We start from the raw sequence: 20,167 nt of genomic DNA on the forward strand, positions 1-20,167 counted from the left end.
ACTATGAAACCTTTGCGTACTCGGCCAGGTGATAATCCCGAGCACCCAGGGTGTTATCGATAATGGCTAAGCGCTTAAAGAAATGGCCCACATTGAGCTCATCGGTAACGCCAATACCACCGTGCAGCTGAATCGCACTTTGGGTTACAAATCGCCCTGCACTGCCCACTTTAGCTTTTAATGCAGCAACAAACTGCGCGCTTCTTTCGCTGTTACTATCCAAATGCCAAGCACAGGCACACACCAGCGAGCGCGTAAGCTCAACTTGCATAAACATGTCTGCCATTCGGTGCCGTAAAACCTGAAACCGGCCAATGGGCTGGCCAAACTGATTGCGCTGGGCGGTATAAGCTACGGTTGCCTCCAACGCTGCCTCCATTGCGCCAAGCGCCTCTGAGGATAAGAACAATAAGGCCTGGTTCGATACTTTCTGAACGATCTTTTGCGTTTGTGTCGCCGGCGCCACCAAAGCAGACTCCAACACTTCAACGTCTTTTATCGTTAGCTCGCAGCCGGATTTTCCATCGTAGGTTTTATAGGATGTTTTACTGAGTCCCGCTGCGTCGGCAGGCACCACCAGTAACAACTGGTCCTGGGTGTTTTCAAGCTGTGCCGTTACGATGTAGAAATCAGCACTAGCACCGTTCAACACAGTGTTCTTATTGCCGTTAATGCTAAATCCATTTGCCGTTTTCTTGGCTGTGGTGGTAACGGAGGATAATGGCAATCCACAACCGCGCTCGGCGTAGGCAAAGGCACCCTGCTGGCTGCCATCAATAATCCCACTGAGCAAGGTATCTTTCAGCTGGGCATTGTCACCGGCCTCTATTAACCCACCCGCCAGCACTACGGTTTCTAAGTAGGGTTCTATAACTTGGTAGCGGCCAACTTTCTCTGCCAACAGCATAAGTTCCAGCGCGCCCCAACCAAAGCCGCCGCTATTTTCCGAAAAGGGCAATGCCAGCCATCCGAGCTCAGCAAAGGTTTGCCAAACTTCAGCGCTAAAGTTAGCGTCGCTTTTGACTGTTTTCTGACGAGCATCAAAGCTGTAGTTGTCACGTAAAAATTTATCTGCGCTGTCACGCAGCATAATTTGTTCTTCATTAAAATCGATATGCATGTCGTTTACACCTGTGTTATTCGCTATAGGCCAAGGACATGCTTGGCAATGATGTCACGCTGAATTTCCGCTGTACCGCCATATATCGTAGAGGCACGGTTATTAATGTATTCCGCCATGGTGGTTAGGCCATAGTCCGGGCCCACGGTTTCACCTTGGTACTGCGGCCACAGCGCATGCTCTTGGTAAGGCGCGATATTTAGCCCCATTACCTCTGCGGATAATTCGTTAAATTTCTGGCCCAACTCGGTGCCCATGATTTTGGTCATGGACGAAAGCGCGCCGGGGTTTTGGCCCGCCAGCAAAGCGCCCTTAATGCGTAGCTCAGTGTACTCCAGGGCCAACGCATCCACTTCTACTGCTGCTAATTTAGTAGCGAACACAGGGTCATCAATTCTTGGCGTGCCCTGGGCGGTACATTCATCGGCAATTTGTTTTTTTAATTTGGCAATTTGTTTTTTATGATCGATGGTGAAGTTATGGCCACCACGCTCAAACTCCAACAGATATTTGGCCACCGCCCAACCTTGGTTTTCCTCGCCTACCAGATTTTTTGCCGGAACTCGAACGTTGTCAAAAAACACCTGGCACTGCTCTACCCGTCCATCCAAGCCAACGATTGGATCAACCTTAATACCGGGGCTCGCCATATCAATCAAAATAAAGCTAATGCCACGCTGGGGCTTGCCTTCTTTTGAGGTGCGAACCAAGCAAAAGATTTTATTGGAATGCTGGGCATAGCTGGTCCAAATTTTTGAACCATTAATTAGGTAGTCACTGCCATCGGCGTTGGCAGATGTCGATAGAGACGCTAGATCCGATCCGGCGCCTGGTTCGGAATAACCTTGGCACCAAACATCTTCACCGGATAATATACGAGGCAGATAGTGTTCTTTCTGCTCAGCGGTGCCGTAGTGAATCAACATTGGGCCAAGCATTTGCAATCCCATGGGCAGTAGAGCCGGCGCATTGGCCAACTTACATTCCTCTTGAAAGATATAGCGCTGGCTAAGTGTCCAACCGGTACCACCGTATTCCTGGGGCCAATCCGGCGCCACCCAACCTTGTTGATACAAAATTCTGTGCCACTGCATGGTGGCTTCATACTCAGCAAATACGCTGGTCATTAACTCACCGGCACGGCGTAGATCCGCACTTAAATGCGACTTTAGAAATTCTCGAACTTGTTCACGGAATTGCGTATCGTTCATGGGTTGCCTATTCAATTATACTTATTAAACAGTCAGGCCTGTTTATTTTATGACTGAAGTCACACAAAAGCAATGTGCCAATACAGTCTCTCATTTCGGTGCTAGCTATTCGACGCTGTTTTTTCGACACCGGCTTTCACAAGTCATTACGCAGACAAGCGCGCCTCGCCCACTGCTTAGCGTCATCACTGGCCACCCAGCGCACGGCATTGGCCAACAGCGCTTGATAATTTGAATTACTGTAGGCGCTCGGCGTATCCCCCATTTGCAGATAAACAATGGGACTGTTGCGATAGGATTTTACCCAACCCACTAACGCGCTACCGTCTGGGTGAGGCCATTGTTCTGGCGCATCGTCGGCCACCGCAGCGTAGGCAGAGTTAAAGTGCCCGGCGTCAAACCGATAGTCGGAGCGCAATAATGACGTTACGGAATCTTCAAATATCTGACAAAGATAGAGCTCATCCGTAATTTCAAAGCTAGGCTCGACGCCGGCGGTAACCGGGTGTTGTGCCAGCACACTGGCTTGATAGGTAACCGCGTGCTGATAGCCTGAATCCAGGGCAGGTTTATTACGTACTTCACCGGGGCGGTATAAAAAGCGGCCGCCAACAATTTCACTGTACTCATTCCAGGTGGGCCAAGCGGCAATGGCATGGTGCAGAAACACCACCCCCACACCGGCCTCCAACATCGCCATAAAATTGGCTTTATACTGCGCGGAGGGTTCTACAAAGCGAGGCGGCCGAGATTGAAAATCCAAACCGGGCATATCGTAAAACACCACACTGTCGAATTCAGAGACCACGCTTGGAGCCAGAAGGTGTTCGGTAAGCGGCTGTTCTACCGCAGAATAACTCACCCCTGGCATGGCCTCGAATAAGTCAAAGAATTCATCCCGCTGGTAGGGGTGACCTTTTACGCTGAGCAATAGCTTTAACGGGCTGTTGTAGTCGATAACCGACATTAGCTTTGTTCCACCACAGCGTCAGCGGGGGCTATTATTTCATTGCGCAGTACATCTTTTTTAACCTTTCCGGAGGCAGTCATAGGTAAGCTGCTTTTAATGTGCAGCTTTTCCGGCCATTTTTGTTTTGCTAATCCCGTAGTGGCCAAAAAAGACTTCAAACTATCCAAGGTGAGCTCTTGCTTAGCACTTAACACCACACAGGCACAAACCCCCTCGCCCAGCCGCTCGTGCGGCATAGCCACAATGGCAACCTGCTCTATGCTCGGGTGAGCATGCAGAACGTCTTCAATTTCCCGCGCACTGAGGTTTTCCCCACCTCGAATAATAATGTCTTTTTTGCGATCGGTAATCACAATAGCACCATCATTGGTTATATGGCCAATATCACCTGTGCGGAAAAAGCCATCCTCAGTAATTGCCTGCTGTGTCTGCTCGGAATTAGCATACCCCTGCATCATAGCCGGGCCACGTACCAATACCTCGCCATCCCTACCTAGCGGTAAAGCATTACCATCGTCGTCTTCGATACGAACCTGCCAGTTAAAAATGTAACCGTCAGTTTCTGCGGCTAGAGTTTCTTGTTCAGGCAACCGAAAGCCCACGGTCACCAAGGGGGACTCGGTGCTACCGTACACCCGAAACGCGCGGCAATTTTCCAGCACTCGGTGGGTGTCGTAAATTAAGCTCGGTGGCACAGAAGCACCGCCGCAGGCAAACATGCGCAATAGCGGCAACCGCTCGCCGGATTTAGCGCAGGCATTAACCAACTCTTGCAAAAATGGAGTGGCACTGATGCAAGCAGTAGCATCAATGCGTTTCATATAAGTGATGGCTGCATCAACCTGCCACTGCTCCATAAAAGCCGCCTTGGCCTCACTGAAAAAGGGCAACTCTATGCCATTCACAAAGCCGGTGATGTGGGTAACGGGGGAAGGCATTAACATAACGTCGCCACGTCCTAACTGCCACGCCTCGGCTCCGTTGTCGAATGCTTTGGTTAAGCTGTTGTGGCTATGACGCACAGCCTTTGGGTTACCGGTGGTGCCGGAGGTATACATCACAATTTTAGTACTGGAACAATCGACCTCCGCCGGTACCAACGAATGAGCAGCAGCGCCCTCTAGGTATGCGATATAATCAACAAAACCATCGCCCTGCGAGGGTGCATCGCCACGCACCACAACCACCTGCTGCAAATTCGCTAACTGAGGCCACAGGCGCTCGATCATTGCCGGAAAGTCATAGCCTCGGAATCGCTGGGGAATCAATACCACTTTGGCTTTGGTGTCAGTCAAAATAAAACCGACTTCTTTATCTCGGTAAATTGGAATAATTGGGTTTACGACTAGGCCAAGCAAAGCCGCAGCGATGTCCAGCGCCGCCGACTCACGCCAATTGGGTAGCTGAAAACTGACAATGTCACCCGCCACTAAACCGCTATTTTGGAGCGCGGCCGCCAGCATTAGTGCTTCCTGGTAGACGCTACCAAAGGTAATGTGGTTGTCGTCTTCTACGTAGATCGCCACCTCATCTGGTCGCCGGTCAGCGAGTTCTGCAGCCACTTGCGCAATGGTTTTTTGACGATAATCACCACTGCTCTGAGCGCTGTGTGACGTAGAATTAGAAACCATCGGTCCCCCTTTGCGCGTTAGCCTATCTGCCCCAGGGCGGTGCGGAATTTGATTTGGCTACGCGCTTTTATGATTAGTATTGCAGGCAAAAGTAACCCATTAATATAAAACAATCAACGCTGTTTTAATTTATATCAAAGGTAACACTAACGCTGCGTATTTGAGACTAGCTTTAAATAGAGGTAACCACAACAGCACTGAACACTCGTGCAATGGGCTAGAAAAACAGCCTGGAAATAAGAGTGGGATCGGTTATTTCTAATCGCAATAACACGCCAATTAGGGAGAATCGATCAGGCACAAAAAAGGCCGCCTAGGCAGCCTCTTTTTGAACACTGCAACCAATCAACACCTCAGGTATTTCCCTCCAGGTACATTTGCTGCAACACTAGGGTTAAGTACTCCATAACCTTCTGCGATCTGGCTTCTCGCCGCATGGACATATGGCTAAGAGACATACCCTTCATTAAAAATTGCACCATATCGTGAGCAGCTTCTAATACAGTAGGGTCGGTATAGGCCCAATGTGGAAAAATACCGCGCACCAGCTTTAAAAATTGCTTTTCAAAATCTTTTTCCACTGGAGCCATAATTTCTTTGAGTTCGTCATCGGTACGCGATGCGGCTAGAAGCTCTTGGTAGGCCACAAAAGATGGTAGGTTGACGTATTCCCACGCAGCGGTGACGCTCTCTTTGATGATCTCTTTGGTCAACGCCCCAGAGGGGTTATCGATACCTGACATCAACTCTCGATATTCTTTTAACCGTAGGTCGTGCAGATAACCAACCACGGCCGAGATCACCGACATACGGGATGGAAAGTGGTGCATCATGGCTCCGCGAGACACACCGGCGTATTCGGCAATAAGTGATGTTGTGGCTTTGGTGTAGCCCAACTCTATTAAACATTCCACCGCAGCCTGCATAATGGCCAGGCGAGTCATAGCGCTTTTTTCGGCCTGCCACCCGGCCTCACCAGGCCTGACCGCACCGGCCGACCTAACTTTTTTGTTTTTCACCGCCTTTGAGGTGGTTGTTGCTTTAGCCATACAAATCCCAAACGGTTGTACTTGTTCCCAAACATTGCAGCAATAGTACCTAAGTTACTGATTTTCTGCACCCTTTAAACAGCATTGTTGAAACCCATCGCCTACCAACTAAGCCACTGATATCGTTACTACTATTGGCATCCTACTGTGATACGCCCTACCAATAGATTCAACCAACACGATAAAATTAAGAAATCAAAAAAATGTTTTATGTCCAATGTTGATAAACGCGTCATACTGCCATTGAAACCAGCCCCCATCTTTGAGCAGAATTTGCCGAGCCTGACATCCAACACCCCACCTGCCAGATAAGGCAGTACCGAGCCTGGCGTCAAATCACGTTAAATGCCTAATACCCATTTACCATGGCCGCCAACACAACGTGCCGGCGGTCTATGCAACGCCGTAAACCGCAGAAGCTTTTTTAGCGCTGGATGAACTTCAACAAAAAAGCAATCAAACAGGTTTGTTTTTGTTATTTCATTGTTTTAGACTCAGTCAACGCCTAAAAAATAATTAATAATGAAGGGGGCACCGATGCCATATCAAACAGATTTTCTGTTGCGCGTCTACCGCGTGATGAAAACCATCCGCGAGTTCGAAGAGCGCTGTATCAAAGAGTTCGAAGCAGGGACCATCCCCGGATTTGTCCACGCGTCCAACGGCCAAGAAGCCGTCGCCGTCGCCGCGTGTATCGATCTTTCCGATAAAGATATTATTGGCAGCACCCACCGCGGCCACGGCCATTGCATTGCCAAGGGCTGCGATGTCAGCGGCATGATGCAAGAAATCATGGGCCGGGCTACAGGCCTGTGCAAAGGCAAAGGTGGCTCCATGCACATCGCCGATTTCGACAAAGGTATGATTGGCGCAAACGCCATCGTAGGTGGTGGCCCGCCGCTGTGCAACGGCGCGGCATTGGGTGCTAAAACCCGAGGTACAAAAGATATAGCCCTGTCGTTTAGCGGCGATGGCAGTGCCAACCAGGGCACAGTTTTAGAAGCGCTAAACTTGGCGGTAGTACTGAAACTGCCCCACGTATTTATGTTTGAAAACAACGGCTACGCCGAAGGTACCTCAGCCAACTACGCCCTGGGATGTGACAGCCTAGCCGAGCGCAACCGCAGCTTTGGTATGCCCAGTGTGTGTGTGGATGGAAACGATTTCTTCGCCGTATACGAGGCTTGCAAAGAGGCCATTGCGCGGGCGCGCAACGGCGAAGGCCCCACCGCCATTGAAGCCACCACGGTACGATTTGACGGCCACTTTATTGGTGACCCCCAACTCTACCGCGGCGATGGCGAAGTAAAAGCCGCCCGCAAAGAGCAAGACTGCTTGCAGTTTTTCCAAGCCCGAGTTCTGAAAGAAAAGTGGCTCAGCCAAGAGCAAATGGACACCATCGATGCCGAGGTTATGGAGCTGATCGAGCAAGCCGTACAAGACGGCCTATCCGCACCCAAGCCCAACCCCGCCACCGACCTGCTAGCCGACGTCTACTGCACTTACTGAGGAAACCGCAATGAATAAACCAGCGATTATTACCCCTGTTGCCGGGTCTACCTCGGTAAAAACCTATCGAGAAGCCATCAACGACGCGCTGCGCCAAGAAATGCGCCGGGACCCTAACGTCATCATTATGGGTGAGGAAGTCTCCGGTGGTGCCGGCTGCCCAGGGCAAGACGACGCCTACGGCGGCGTATTCGGCGTTACCAAGGGCCTCATGCCTGAGTTTGGCCGCGAGCGCGTTATTGATACCCCCATCAGCGAATCCGCCATTATCGGCGCCGCCGCCGGTGCTGCCAACAATGGCCTACGCCCGGTGGTAGAACTGATGTTTTTTGATTTTATCGGCGTTTGCTTTGATCAAATATTCAACCAAGCGGCCAAATTCCGCTATATGTTTGGTGGTAAGTCACGCACACCCATGGTTATACGAGGCACCGTTGGCGCCGGCTGGCGTGCAGGCGCCCAGCACTCCAATATGCTGCATCCTGTGGTGACCCACATGCCGGGGCTAAAGGTTGTTATGCCCAGCAACGCCTACGATGCTAAGGGATTGATGATCGAAGCCATCCGCGATGATGACCCGGTGATCTTCCTCGAACACAAGATCATGTACGACAATAAATGCGAAGTGCCCGACGAGAGCTACTCCATACCATTCGGTGAAGCAGCCTTCCCTCGTCAGGGTAACGACGTCACCATCGTTGCTATGTCCAATATGGTCAATCGCGCCATCGAGGCCGCAGATCAACTGGCCAAAGAAGGCATTGAATGCGATGTTATTGACCCACGTACCGTATCGCCACTGGACGACGAAGCCATACTGGAAAGCGTGGAAGTCACCGGCCGTTTAGTCATCGTTGATGAAGCCCATGAACGCTGCAGCCTGGCCGCAGACATCTCCAGCATAGTGGCCGAAAAAGGTTTTCACAGCCTAAAAGCGCCTATCCGCAAAGTCACCGCACCCCACACCCCCGTGCCCTTCGCTCCGGAATTAGAAGACGCCTACGTACCCAGTGTGGAAAAAATCATTGCCGCCGTGCGCGATGTTTTGGAGGCGTAATATATGTCTAGCATAGTAGCCATTCAAATGCCCAAGTGGGGCATGGAAATGTCCGAAGGCGTTATAAACGACTGGTATTTTACCGTGGGCGATAGCATCAATGCCGGCGACGATGTGGTTGACGTTGAGACCAGTAAAATCGTTAACACGGTAACCGCCACCCACTCCGGCGTGCTGCGAGCCATTATAGCCAACAATGGTGAGACCCACCCGGTGGGCGGCATGCTGGGCGTGTTGGCCGATGCCGATACCAGCGATGCTGATATACAAGCGTTCATCGCCAGTAAGGCCGGTTCTCCAGCACCGACAGAAGCTACACCGTCGGATGTAGCACCAGTGGCGGCACCAACCCAGGAAGAGCCAGCGGCCGCCACTGCAAAATCGGCTGAAGTGGTTTCCATTAAGAGTAACAACTTAGCAAGCACTAATCTGTCTGCACTGACCCAAGGCGAGGACGACAGTCTAGTGGCGGCATCTCCAGTGGCCAGACGCTTGGCCCAGCAGTACGGCGTTAACCTGCACAACGTAGGCGCTACCGGCCATCACGGCCGAATTTCCAAGGCCGATGTTGAGGCCGCTGTGAGTAGTGCTGGTGGTAAACTGCACAGCGCCAAACCCAGCCAGGGCGACGGAAAAAGCCGCACCAACATTGATGATAGTCTCATTAAAGCCACACCGGTTGCGCGCCGACTAGCCACGGAGCTGGGTATTTCCTTAGTGGATTGCCGCTCCAGTGGCGACCGCCAACGCGTGTGCAAGGCCGATGTGGAAGCCGCCGCGGCTCTGCAACGTAAACTGGAAACCTTTCCAGAGCTACCTGCCAACGAGCCTGCGCCGTTTAACGCAACTCCCATGAGCGGCATGCGCAAAACCATTGCCAGTCGTCTGCAACAATCCAAACAAACCGCGCCCCATTTTCGGGTCCACGTGGATTGCGAAATCGACAACCTGTTAGCCACCCGCAAACAAATCAACAGTGCTAGCAACGCTATAGTCTCAGTCAACGACTTTGTGATTAAAGCCGTGGCCTGTGCCCTAATGCAGGTACCGGCAGTCAACGTGCAACTGGAAGGCGACACCATAAAGCAATTCACCGATACCGATATCTCCGTAGCTGTTGCCATTGACGAGGGCCTAATTACCCCCATCGTTAAACAAGCTAACCGTAAGGGCTTGCTGGATATTTCTAACGCCACCCGAGACCTCGCCACCCGCGCCAAATTAAATCGCTTGCAGCCGGATGAATTCCAAGGCGGCAGCTTTTGTATTTCCAACCTCGGCATGTTTGGCGTCAAACAATTTGATGCCATTATCAACCCACCCCAGGCAGCTATTTTGGCCGTGGGCAGTGGCGAGCAACGGCCGGTGGTAAAAAATGGCGAGCTGAGTGTGGCCACCGTAATGTCGCTGACGCTATCCAGTGATCACCGTGTTATTGATGGCGCAGTAGCGGCACAGTTCTTAGCTTGCCTAAAAGCATTTATTGAGCAACCCGCCACCATGCTGGGTTAGAGGTAGCCATGACAAACTTTGATTTAATTGTCGTCGGCAGTGGCCCCGGTGGCTACGTTGCCGCCATACGCGCAGCCCAATTAGGATTTAGCACCGCGCTGGTAGAAAAAGCCGACATGGGCGGCGTTTGCTTAAACTGGGGCTGCATCCCCACCAAAGCACTGCTGCGCGGTGCCGAGGTGGCACATACCTTAAGTGAAGCAAGCCACTTTGGTTTTAACCTGGGTAACATCGAATTCGACCTTGGCAAGCTGGTGGACCACAGCCGCAGCGTGGCGGGTAAGCTCAGCCAAGGCATCGATTACCTAATGAAAAAAAACAACATAACTGTTTTTAAAGGTAATGCCAGCGTCGTTGATAAAGGCGTACTCCAAGTTGAGCTAAGCAGCAACTCAGTCACACTTACCGCACCGCATATTATTCTCGCCACCGGTGCCCGGGCGCGTGCCCTACCCGGCCTAGAGGTAGATGGCCAAACCGTTTGGGGTGTGCGCGAAGCCATGACGCCCAAAATGCTACCCAAGCGGCTGTTGATTATTGGCGCCGGTGCCATCGGTGTGGAGTTTGCCAGTTTGTATAACGACTTAGGCAGCGAGGTTACCTTGGTAGAAGCGGTGGACCGCATTGTGCCGGCAGAAGACGCCGAGGTATCTGCACACCTACAAGCCCAGTTCGCCAAACGCAAAATATCGGTATTAACCAACACCACCTTGCAATCCATTGACCGCACCGGCACCGAGGCAATAGCCACATTACAACAGGGAGAAGAAACCCTAACGTTGGCGGTGGATAACATCATTGTTGCCGTTGGGATTACCGGCAATATCGAGAACATTGGTTTGGAAAACGTCGGTGCACAAACCGAGCGCGGCTTTATAACAACCGATGCCTTTAGCCGCACCAACGTCGTTGGCCTATACGCCATTGGCGATGTTGCCGGCCCGCCTTGGCTAGCCCATAAAGCCAGCCACGAAGGCATTCTTTGCGTGGAAAAAATTGCCGGCATCGATGTTCAGCCACTAAAAGCCGAACGAATTCCTGGCTGCACCTACTGCCGCCCGCAAATTGCCAGCGTGGGATTAAGCGAGCAAAAAGCCAAGCAACAGGGCTTGGCCGTCAGTGTAGGTAAATTTAACTTATCGGCCAACGGCAAAGCGTTAGCCATCGGCGACAGCGATGGCTTTATAAAAACCGTGTTCGATAAAAACACCGGTGAGCTATGGGGCGCACATATGATTGGTCCAGAGGTTACCGAACAAATCCAAGGCTTTGGCATAGCGCAACAGTTGGAAGCCACCGCCCACGAGCTGGCCCACACGGTATTTGCACACCCCAGCGTTTCTGAAGCCATGCACGAATCCGTTTTAAGTTCGTTGGGTATTGCACTGCATCAATAAGATCTGCAGCCCTCAACATAGAACGCAAAACAACATAAGCAGAACAACGTTCTCAAAACAATTTTCGCTCACCCAACAACGAAAAAAACTATGAGCCAAATTCCAATACACGAAGGCCTATTTACGTGGCCCGCCGAACAGTCTCAACTATTGGGCAGCCGCTGCTTAAACTGTGGTGAAACAACTTTTCCTGCGCAATCAGACTGCCGCCATTGCAGTGGCCGGGAAACCGATGTGGTGCCATTGGGTAGCAAAGGCACCCTATGGAGTTGGACCATCCAAAGTTTTATGCCTAAAGAGCCCTACCACAGCGACGAAAACCCAGAGACCTTTCGCCCCTACGGCGTTGGCTATGTGGAGATGCCCGGCGGTGTAAGAGTGGAAGCTCGGCTGACCCCCAACCAGCGAGAGCAGCTGCGAATTGGTATGCCCATGCAATTGGAGATAGTGCCCTTTCGTACCGACGAGCAAGGCACTCAAATCATGACTTACTGTTTTAGCGCGCTGGAGGAATAACCATGGACGTCGCCATTATCGGATTGGGGCTACACCCTTTTGGCCGCTCACCTGAGTTTACCGGCCAGCAACAGGGCGCCAATGCCATTCGCGCTGCGCTAGCCGATGCCGGTTTAACCTGGAAAGACATGCAATTTGCCTACGGCGGCAGCCAAGATGCCGGCAACGCCGATGCCCTGGTGAATGAGCTGGGTTTAACCGGATTGCAATTCACCAATATATGGAACGGCTGCGCCACCGGCGGCAGTTCGCTGCACGCCGCTTACACGGCCATAAAATCCGGCGAATACGATATCGGTTGCGTGGTTGGTTTTGACAAACACTCGCGCGGAGCCTTTAACCCTAAACCCGCTGACTGGGGGTTGGACGATTGGTATGGTGAAACCGGCATGATGCTCACCACGCAATTTTTTGCGTTAAAAACCCAGCGCTACCTGCACGACCACGGCATCAGTGAAGATGCCATAGTGCGCGTGGCAGAAAAGGCTTTTTTTAACGGCTCTATTACGCCCACCGCCTGGCGCCGACAAGCCCTCAGTTACGACGAAATTGCCAACTCCACCATGGTCAGCGACCCACTGCGAAAATACATGTTTTGCAGCCCGGCAGAAGGTGGCGCCGCGCTGATTCTATGCAACGCCAAATTGGCCAAGCGCTTTACCAGTAAACCACTGTACTTAAAGGCCGCTGCTGTGCGCACCCGCCACTACGGCAGCTTTGAAGTGTTCAGCCCGTCCCAGGCCATGACCGTGGCTGATGCTCCTACGGTGACCGCATCCAAAGCTGCCTTTGAACTGGCCGGCATTGGGCCGGAAGACATCGACGTAATGCAACTGCAAGACACCGATTCCGGAACCGAGATCATCCACATGGCAGAGAACGGCTTTTGCGAACACGGCGAACAAGAAAAATTACTGCGTGAAGGCGCAACGCGCATCGACGGCCGCTTGCCGGTCAATACCGATGGCGGCTGCCTGGCCAACGGCGAGCCGGTGGGCGCCTCGGGTTTGCGCCAGGTATACGAAGTGTGTGTGCAACTGCGCAACGAGGCCGGCGAACGGCAGGTTCCGAATAATCCACAGGTGGGTTACACCCACGTTTACGGCGCACCGGGTTTAAGCGGCGTAAACATCATTTCCCGATAACGACGAATAAGTAAAAGCGGAGATTAGCTATGACAACTCAGCAAAAAAGACAGCAAGGTGATGGTGTACGCTGCGAAGGCATTTCGTTTCAGGAATTACTCGATGCAGAAGAAGTAGAAGTACCGGCTTATTTACGGGAAAACACCTGTGACTATATGGGCGATGAAGACCTAGACGTTGCTCGCTGGATCTCTCCGGAATACCACCAACTGGAAAAAGAAAAGCTGTGGCCGAAGGTGTGGCAAATGGCCTGCCGTGTTGAGGATATTCCGGAAGTGGGTGACCACCACGTGTACGAGGTTATCGACCAGTCGGTGATTATCACGCGCTCATCCAAAGATGAAATCAAAGGTTTTATTAACTCTTGCCTACACCGTGGCCGCATTCTGCGCGAAGAAGACGGCTGCGTGCAGGAATTCGCTTGCCCTTTCCACGGCGCCACCTGGGATTTGGACGGTAATTTTAAGGGCATCCCCTGTAAGTGGGACTTCCGCCATTTAGAAGACAAAGATATGAGCCTACCACAGGTTAAGGTAGATACCTGGGGCGGCTTTGTATTTATTAATTTCGACCAAAACGCAGAGCCTTTGGCCGATTACCTGGCGCCCATGCCGGAACATTTTCAGCGTTTTCCACTACACGAATACTACAAAGGTGCCCACGTACAACGCGTGGTGCAATGTAACTGGAAGGTCGGCGCAGAAGCCTTTATGGAATCTTTCCACACGGTGGCTACCCACCGCGAGATTATGACCTTTACCGGTGATGCCAATTCCCAGTACGACACCTTTGGCGACAACATTAGCCGCTCCGTTACCCCCATGGGTGTGGCCAGCCCACACTTGGAAGGCATTGCCGAAGAAAAAACCTTAAAAGATATTTTGGATTTATCCGGCCGCATGGCGCTGAGCGGCTCCGACGGCCAATTACTACCAGAGGGATTCACCGCACGTAAATACGTGGCCGATATGAACCGCAAAATCTTTGAAGATGTCAGCGGAGAAGACCTGAGCGATGCTACAGCTGCGGAGTTGGAAGATGCGATCTTGTACAGCGCCTTCCCCAATATGCAGGTTTGGACTGGCTACCACGGCAATATTGTGTACCGCTTTTTGCCCAACGGTGACGACCCCGATAGCTGCTTATTTGATACCATGTTGCTGTTCAGAGTGCCCAAAGGGGAAGAAAAACCCGCTGGCAAGCCGGTGACCAAACTACGCCCAGACCAATGCTTTGCCGATGCCAAAGAGCTAGGCGACCTAGGTGTTGTGTTCGACCAGGACGACGCTAATATGCCCATGGTACAAAAAGGCATGAAGGCCTCTAAAAAAGGTGCGGTGAGTTTGGGCAGTTACCAAGAAAGCCGTATTCGGCACTTGCACCAAACCCTGGATAAATACCTAAAAGCCTAAGCTACGATCACGCGTAAAGTCAAAAAAGGCCAAGCTGATTATTCAGCTTGGCCTTTTTATTTTGCCTCTCGCTTATTACCCGAAATGGGCTACTAAGCCGTTTTACTACACCGCTCGAACAAGCTGCTGTAAATTTTATTGTAGAGCTTTTTTAATGCGCATTCTTTTTCCGGTGAGGCGTAAAATTCACGAATGGGCCGTCGCATAATGGTGCCCGCATGCATCACCCCAAAAAACTCCACCATGGCCTCAAGCTCAACTTCCGTGGCATCCGGCAGTGTTTTGCGCAGCATCTGGGTAGCGCTGTCCTTCATGAGGGACTCTTTTTCCAGCAAGATATCGTTTACCAACTCATTGCGGGTGGCTTCGGCGTATACCTCTAAAATAAAGTTGCGATCGCTGTCAGGGCACATGGTTTGAGTACGCTCATTGGTGTACAAACAGGCTAAGTCCTCAAACGTTGTCTTAGGGGAGTGATAATCACTGAGTAAATCCTCGACATAACCCTCCACCCGCTGCGCAATAATCTCTTTAACAATGGCTTCTTTGTTTTCAAACAGACGGTAGATCTGCCCTGCCCCCAATTGAGTGCGCTTAGCGATATCCGCCATGGAAGTTGCCGCTAGGCCTTTTTCTTTAAATAGCTCATCGGCGGCATCGCGAATAAGCTCCCGCCGCGCCTGCTGTCGCTCTTCTCTTGCTAATTGGGCCGTATTCTTCACTGCTGTTCTCGTTATTACTGTAAGAATTTTTTGACACTTTACTACTAGCAAACTCAAATGTTGTTGCTATTGAATTTGATGGCACGTCCCTGTGCAATTTTCCTTTGCTATGTCTATTTGCTATGTCTATTTGTTATGTCTATTTGTTATGTCTATTTGTTATGTCTATTTGTTAAGTCTATCTGCTATGTCTTTTTGCTGTGACTCTTTGTTCTGTCTGTTTGCTTCGACACTTGTCTCGATACTTTGTCTCGATACCTTGCCAAGGCACTGCTTCGCCAGCAATGAGAGTGCATTTTACGTTAGCCTTCCTCAACCGCTTGTACGGATAAATTCTGCCAACCGCCACCCAGCACCTTGTATAAGGTGATCTTTTGCACCAGGGCAGCAAGCTCCGTGCTCACTTGGCTTTGACGCGCAGCGTATAAATTGCGCTGGGCATCGAGCACCTCCAAGAAGCTGTCCACACCCTGGTTAAAACGCATTTCGGCCAGTTCATAATAGCGTTGGTTGGCATCGGCAAAGTCCGCTCGGGCACTGAGTTCGGCATCGTAGGTGGCCTTGCCGGCCAGAGCATCGGACACTTCCTGAAACGCCGTTTGCACGGCTTTTTCGTAGGTGGCCACTTCCACTTGCTTGCTTAGCTCGGCCACGTCCAAATTGGCCTTGTTGGCACCGCCGGTGAATAAGGGCAGCGAAATGCTGGGCGTAAAGGTCCAGGCGCCGGAATTGTCGTCAAACAAGCCACTCAAACTGCTGGACTGAGAACCGGCAAACGCCGTTAACGAAATACTGGGAAAGAAAGCCGCGCGCGCGGCACCAATGTTGGCATTGGCGGCCTTTAGGGTGTGCTCTGCGGCGATAATATCGGGCCTACGGGTGAGCAAATCCGATGGCAACCCAGCACTGACCGCCGGGAACTGCCAATCTTTGCCCAGTGAAGCGTTAGCCAAGGTCTGCGCCGGTACGGCAGTACCCAGCAACAACCGCAGCGCGTTTATATCTTGCCGCACTACTCGCTGGTACTGAATTAAATCCGCCTGGGCACTTTTCACACTGGTTTCGGCCTGGGTTAATTCCAGCTCATTGCTTACCCCGGCATCAAAGGTTTGTTTCACCAATTGCCAAGCGGCCTCTTGGTTAGCATGAGTTTCCTGCGCCAGCCTAAGCAGGTCGTTGTCAGCACACAGGGTAAGATAGGCCTGGGCCACTTCTACCATTAAGCTGGTTTTAACCGCCACTGCGTTGGCTTGGGTTGCAAAAAAAGTTTCCAACGCTTGGCCTTTTAAACTGCGAATACGGCCAAACAAATCCAGCTCCCACGCGGTAATCCCTAACCCGGCCTGGTAATCCTGATAGGTCACCTCACCCCCTTGCTGCGTCATAAATACGCCCTGGGGTAAATGGGTGGCTGTTTTGGTGGCCGTGGCATCCAGTGATGGCAGTAACGCCGAGCGCTCGATACGGTAGCGGGCCTTAGCCGACTGAATATTGAGCGCAGCGATTTGCAAGTCGCGATTATTTTGCAGCGCTAGTTGAATCAGGTTTTGCAAATCTGGCTGATTAAAAAAGCTCTGCCAATGGATTTGATCCACCGCTTGTTCGTCCGCCGAGGCCGGCACCGGTTGGCCCTGCCATTCGCTCTGCACCGGCAATACCGGTGCTTGATATTCTGGCTGCATAGTACAGCCAGTAATACCCACAGCGGAAATCAGCATCGTTAGCAGCGTTTTGTTAGTCGCAATCATACCGTCACCTCCTGACTAGCTGCCTGATCCTGCTCGGGTTTGGATTGGGGATTGGATTGGGGCTTAGGTTTGCGACTAAACAGTTTAACGATCACTACGTAAAACATGGGCACGAAGAACACCGCCAAAAATGTGGAGGTGAACATGCCGCCGATCACCGCGGTACCGATGGAATGCTGACTACCGGCGCCGGCACCTGAGGACAGCGTCAGCGGTAGAACACCCATAATAAAGGCCATGGACGTCATAATAATAGGGCGAATGCGCAGGCTCGCGGCTTCTACTGCTGCCTCCACAATACCTTTGCCTTGCTCGTGTAGCTCTTTGGCAAACTCCACAATCAAAATGGCGTTCTTCGCCGCCAGGCCAACAGTGGTTAACAGCCCCACTTGGAAAAACACATCGTTTTCTAAACCACGCAGTAACATTGCACCCACAGTACCCAACACGCCTAGAGGTACAACCAGTAATACAGAGATAGGGATGAACCAGCTTTCGTACAGGGCGGCTAAGCAAAGGAAAACTACGGCCAGGGAAATGGCATACAGCATAAGGGTTTGCGAGCCCGCTGTTTGCTCCTCGTAGGAAATACCACGCCATTCAATGCGGTACCCCGGCGGCAGTTTTTCCGCCAGTTCTAGCACGGCTTGCACCGCATCTCCGGAACTGTAGCCCGAAGCCGGCGCACCTTGGATATTAACCGAGGTGACGCCATTAAAGCGTTCAAAGCGAGGCGAGCCCCAGGTCCAATCGCCGCTGGCGAAGGCTGAAAAAGGCACCATGTCTCCGTCGCTGTTACGGAAATACCAACTGTTCAAATCGTCCGGAGTACTGCGTGAACTTGCCCTGCCCTGAATGTAGACGTTCTTCACCCGATCATTAAACATAAACTGGTTAACAAAGCTGGAACCCCACGCTGTAGACAAAGTGTTGTTAATATCGGTTAGGCTCAAACCCAGGGCTCGAGCTCGTTCGTCGTCAATCTGTAATTTGTACTGGGGTTCGTTGGGCATTCCGTTGTGGCGTACCATAAACAAACGCGGGTCTTGGTAGGCCATACCCAAAAACTGACCCATGGTTGCCATTAAGGCTTCATGGCCATTACCACCGATATCCTGCAAATAAAAATCAAAACCGGTAGCGTTACCTAGCTCCATTACCGCTGGAGGCACCAAGGCAAATATCTGAGCTTCGCGCACTTGCGAAAAATATCCCATGGCTCTGCCGGCAACGGCTTGCGCACTGAGGTTGGGGTCTTCTCGTTCGGCCCAATCTTTTAACTTAACGAACATCATGGCAACGTTCTGGCCACGGCCAGCAAAGCTAAAGCCGTTGGCGGCAAACGTCGATTGCACGGCCTCGGGTTCTTGCTCGGCGAAATAGGTTTGGACTTTATCGATCACCTGCTGGGTGCGCAGCGCCGAGGCGTTGGCGGGCAAGGTTATTTGCACCATCATAACGCCCTGGTCTTCCTCCGGCAAAAAGGTCGTTGGCAGACGCGAGAACAACCAACCAGTAACACCCACAATACCCAACCAAACCACCATAAACAGCACTCGGCGATTGATCAGGGTGCGCACACCGGAGATATATTTAGCACTACCGCGATCAAACCAACGATTAAACCAACCGGCAAATCCCTTGGTTTTTTTCTCGGCGCTGAGGGGTTTTAACAAGGTTGCGCACAAGGCTGGGGTGAATATTAAAGCCACGATCACCGATAAAATCATGGCAGCAACAATGGTGATGGAAAACTGCCGATAGATAACACCAGTGGAGCCGCTGAAAAATGCCATGGGTATCAACACCGCACTGAGTACCATGGCAATACCAAATAAAGCACCTTGAATTTGCCCCATGGATTTTACGGTGGCTTCTTTGGGGCCTACGCCCTCTTCGTGCATCACTCGCTCAACGTTTTCCACCACCACGATGGCGTCGTCCACCAACAAACCGATGGCCAATACCATGCCGAACATGGTGAGTGTATTAATGGTGTAACCGAACGCGTATAAAACGCCGAAGGTACCCAATAACACCACCGGTACCACCATGGTGGTTACCAATGTGGCACGCAGGTTTTGCAGGAACACAAACATCACAATAAACACCAAAACAATGGCTTCTATTAATGTGTGTACCACTTTCTCAATGGAAGCTTCAACTACCGGTGAGGTATCGTAGGGAAATTCAACCTGCACGCCGTCAGGTAAAGACGGTTTTAGATTTTCCACCGCTGCTTTTACGCCATTGATGGTATCCAGCAAATTGGCGCCAGTGGCTAAGCGCAAGGCCAAACCCGAGGCTGGGTTTCCTTGCACTGTGGTGGAAATGGCGTAGCTCTCTGGCCCCAGGCCAACGTTGGCCACGTCGCTTAAACGCACCTGGGAGCCATCGGGGTTTACTTTTAGCAGTACATCTTCAAATTGCTGGACGCTCTCAAAACGAGTTTTACTTAAAATGGTAGCACTGACTTTTGAGGTAGGAACCGTGGGTAAGCCGCCAATTTGGCCGGAGGATACCTGCACGTTCTGCTGCTGGATCGCGGTGCTAACATCGCTGGGGATCAAATTGTATTGCGCCAGTTTTGCTGGGTCTAACCAAATGCGCATGGCGTACTCGGAGCCCATCAACATAAAATCGCCCACGCCTTTGGTGCGCACAATGGGGTCTTCCAGCTTCGATACCAACAGATCGCTCAAGTCGGAATCGGTCATTTGACCGTCGGTATTGATTAAGCTCACCACCAACATAATGTTCATCTGGTATTTGCGTACCGGAATGCCCTGCTCGGTTACCGATTGCGGCAACAGTGCTTCGGCCAAGGACACTTTGTTTTGCACTTGTACCTGGGCAATATCTGGGTCTGTGCCCTGATCGAAAGTAACAATAATTGTGGCGCTGCCATCGCTGTTACTTTGTGATTCGATATATCGCAGGTTATCAATGCCGTTTAATTGCTGCTCAATCACCTGCACCACGGTCTGTTGAGTGGTCTCCGCACTGGCGCCCGGGTAGGCAACGTTAATGGATACCGCCGGCGGGGCGATATCCGGGTACTGATTAATGGGCAGCTGCTTGATGGACATGGCACCGGCCATCATGATCAACAAGGCAATAACCCAGGCAAAAATTGGCCTGCGGATAAAAAAGTTAGACATGAATTAT

15 protein-coding genes are annotated in these 20,167 nt (G+C 51.6%); 7 read left to right on the plus strand and 8 right to left on the minus strand.

Annotated elements, in window-relative coordinates:
• Position 1: 1 nt before the first annotated feature.
• The 5 genes from ACGHM3_RS17740 to ACGHM3_RS17760 all read right to left on the minus strand — a co-directional run bounded on the left by ACGHM3_RS17740 (position 2) and on the right by ACGHM3_RS17760 (position 5,981).
• Positions 2 to 1,120, minus strand: a complete 1,119-nt coding sequence (locus ACGHM3_RS17740; RefSeq protein ID WP_345425888.1) for an acyl-CoA dehydrogenase — start codon at positions 1,118 to 1,120, stop codon at positions 2 to 4.
• Between the two features lie 23 nt (positions 1,121 to 1,143).
• A complete protein-coding gene (locus tag ACGHM3_RS17745; RefSeq protein WP_345425890.1) occupies positions 1,144 to 2,331 on the minus strand; it encodes an acyl-CoA dehydrogenase family protein in 1,188 nt (395 codons plus the stop codon).
• A gap of 136 nt (positions 2,332 to 2,467) precedes the next feature.
• Positions 2,468 to 3,298 carry a ThuA domain-containing protein gene (locus ACGHM3_RS17750; RefSeq protein WP_345425892.1) on the minus strand — a complete coding sequence of 277 codons (831 nt, stop codon included), beginning with the start codon at positions 3,296 to 3,298 and terminating at the stop codon, positions 2,468 to 2,470.
• Positions 3,298 to 4,932, minus strand: a complete 1,635-nt coding sequence (locus ACGHM3_RS17755) for an AMP-binding protein (RefSeq protein ID WP_345425894.1) — start codon at positions 4,930 to 4,932, stop codon at positions 3,298 to 3,300. The genes ACGHM3_RS17750 and ACGHM3_RS17755 overlap by 1 nt, the downstream gene beginning before the upstream one ends.
• 353 nt (positions 4,933 to 5,285) lie before the next feature.
• A complete protein-coding gene (locus ACGHM3_RS17760; protein WP_345425896.1) occupies positions 5,286 to 5,981 on the minus strand; it encodes a TetR/AcrR family transcriptional regulator in 696 nt (231 codons plus the stop codon).
• A gap of 537 nt (positions 5,982 to 6,518) precedes the next feature.
• Here ACGHM3_RS17760 and ACGHM3_RS17765 point away from each other — a divergent pair.
• The 7 genes from ACGHM3_RS17765 (at position 6,519) to ACGHM3_RS17795 (ending at position 14,529) form a co-directional block, all read left to right on the plus strand.
• The gene (locus tag ACGHM3_RS17765; RefSeq protein WP_345425898.1) at positions 6,519 to 7,490 is read left to right on the plus strand and encodes a thiamine pyrophosphate-dependent dehydrogenase E1 component subunit alpha; all 972 of its coding nucleotides are present in this window, start codon (positions 6,519 to 6,521) and stop codon (positions 7,488 to 7,490) included.
• Positions 7,491 to 7,500: 10 nt separating this feature from the next.
• On the plus strand, positions 7,501 to 8,547 hold the full coding sequence (locus ACGHM3_RS17770) for an alpha-ketoacid dehydrogenase subunit beta (protein ID WP_345425900.1): 1,047 nt from the start codon (positions 7,501 to 7,503) through the stop codon (positions 8,545 to 8,547).
• Positions 8,548 to 8,550: 3 nt separating this feature from the next.
• Positions 8,551 to 10,059 (plus strand): 2-oxo acid dehydrogenase subunit E2, encoded by a 1,509-nt coding sequence (locus ACGHM3_RS17775; RefSeq protein WP_345425902.1) that lies wholly within the window; start codon positions 8,551 to 8,553, stop codon positions 10,057 to 10,059.
• An 8-nt stretch (positions 10,060 to 10,067) separates the two neighbouring features.
• Positions 10,068 to 11,456 (plus strand): dihydrolipoyl dehydrogenase, encoded by a 1,389-nt coding sequence (gene lpdA, locus ACGHM3_RS17780; protein WP_345425904.1) that lies wholly within the window; start codon positions 10,068 to 10,070, stop codon positions 11,454 to 11,456.
• A 90-nt stretch (positions 11,457 to 11,546) separates the two neighbouring features.
• Positions 11,547 to 11,972 carry an OB-fold domain-containing protein gene (locus ACGHM3_RS17785; protein WP_345425906.1) on the plus strand — a complete coding sequence of 142 codons (426 nt, stop codon included), beginning with the start codon at positions 11,547 to 11,549 and terminating at the stop codon, positions 11,970 to 11,972.
• A 2-nt stretch (positions 11,973 to 11,974) separates the two neighbouring features.
• Positions 11,975 to 13,117 carry a thiolase family protein gene (locus tag ACGHM3_RS17790; RefSeq protein ID WP_345425908.1) on the plus strand — a complete coding sequence of 381 codons (1,143 nt, stop codon included), beginning with the start codon at positions 11,975 to 11,977 and terminating at the stop codon, positions 13,115 to 13,117.
• 29 nt (positions 13,118 to 13,146) lie between these two features.
• Entirely contained in the window at positions 13,147 to 14,529 is a 1,383-nt protein-coding gene (locus tag ACGHM3_RS17795; RefSeq protein WP_345425910.1) for an aromatic ring-hydroxylating dioxygenase subunit alpha, read from the plus strand.
• A 92-nt stretch (positions 14,530 to 14,621) separates the two neighbouring features.
• Here the strand turns inward: ACGHM3_RS17795 and ACGHM3_RS17800 are convergent, their stop codons facing one another.
• The 3 genes from ACGHM3_RS17800 to ACGHM3_RS17810 form a co-directional block, all read right to left on the minus strand.
• A complete protein-coding gene (locus ACGHM3_RS17800) occupies positions 14,622 to 15,251 on the minus strand; it encodes a helix-turn-helix domain-containing protein (RefSeq protein ID WP_345425912.1) in 630 nt (209 codons plus the stop codon).
• Between the two features lie 302 nt (positions 15,252 to 15,553).
• Positions 15,554 to 16,999, minus strand: coding sequence for an efflux transporter outer membrane subunit (locus tag ACGHM3_RS17805; protein ID WP_345425914.1), 1,446 nt, complete (start codon positions 16,997 to 16,999; stop codon positions 15,554 to 15,556).
• A complete protein-coding gene (locus tag ACGHM3_RS17810) occupies positions 16,996 to 20,160 on the minus strand; it encodes an efflux RND transporter permease subunit (RefSeq protein ID WP_345425916.1) in 3,165 nt (1,054 codons plus the stop codon). The genes ACGHM3_RS17805 and ACGHM3_RS17810 overlap by 4 nt, the downstream gene beginning before the upstream one ends.
• Between the last annotated feature and the right edge of the window lie 7 nt (positions 20,161 to 20,167).

Source organism: Halioxenophilus aromaticivorans (genome assembly GCF_042850945.1).
Taxonomy (GTDB): Bacteria; Pseudomonadota; Gammaproteobacteria; order Pseudomonadales; family Cellvibrionaceae; genus Halioxenophilus; species Halioxenophilus aromaticivorans.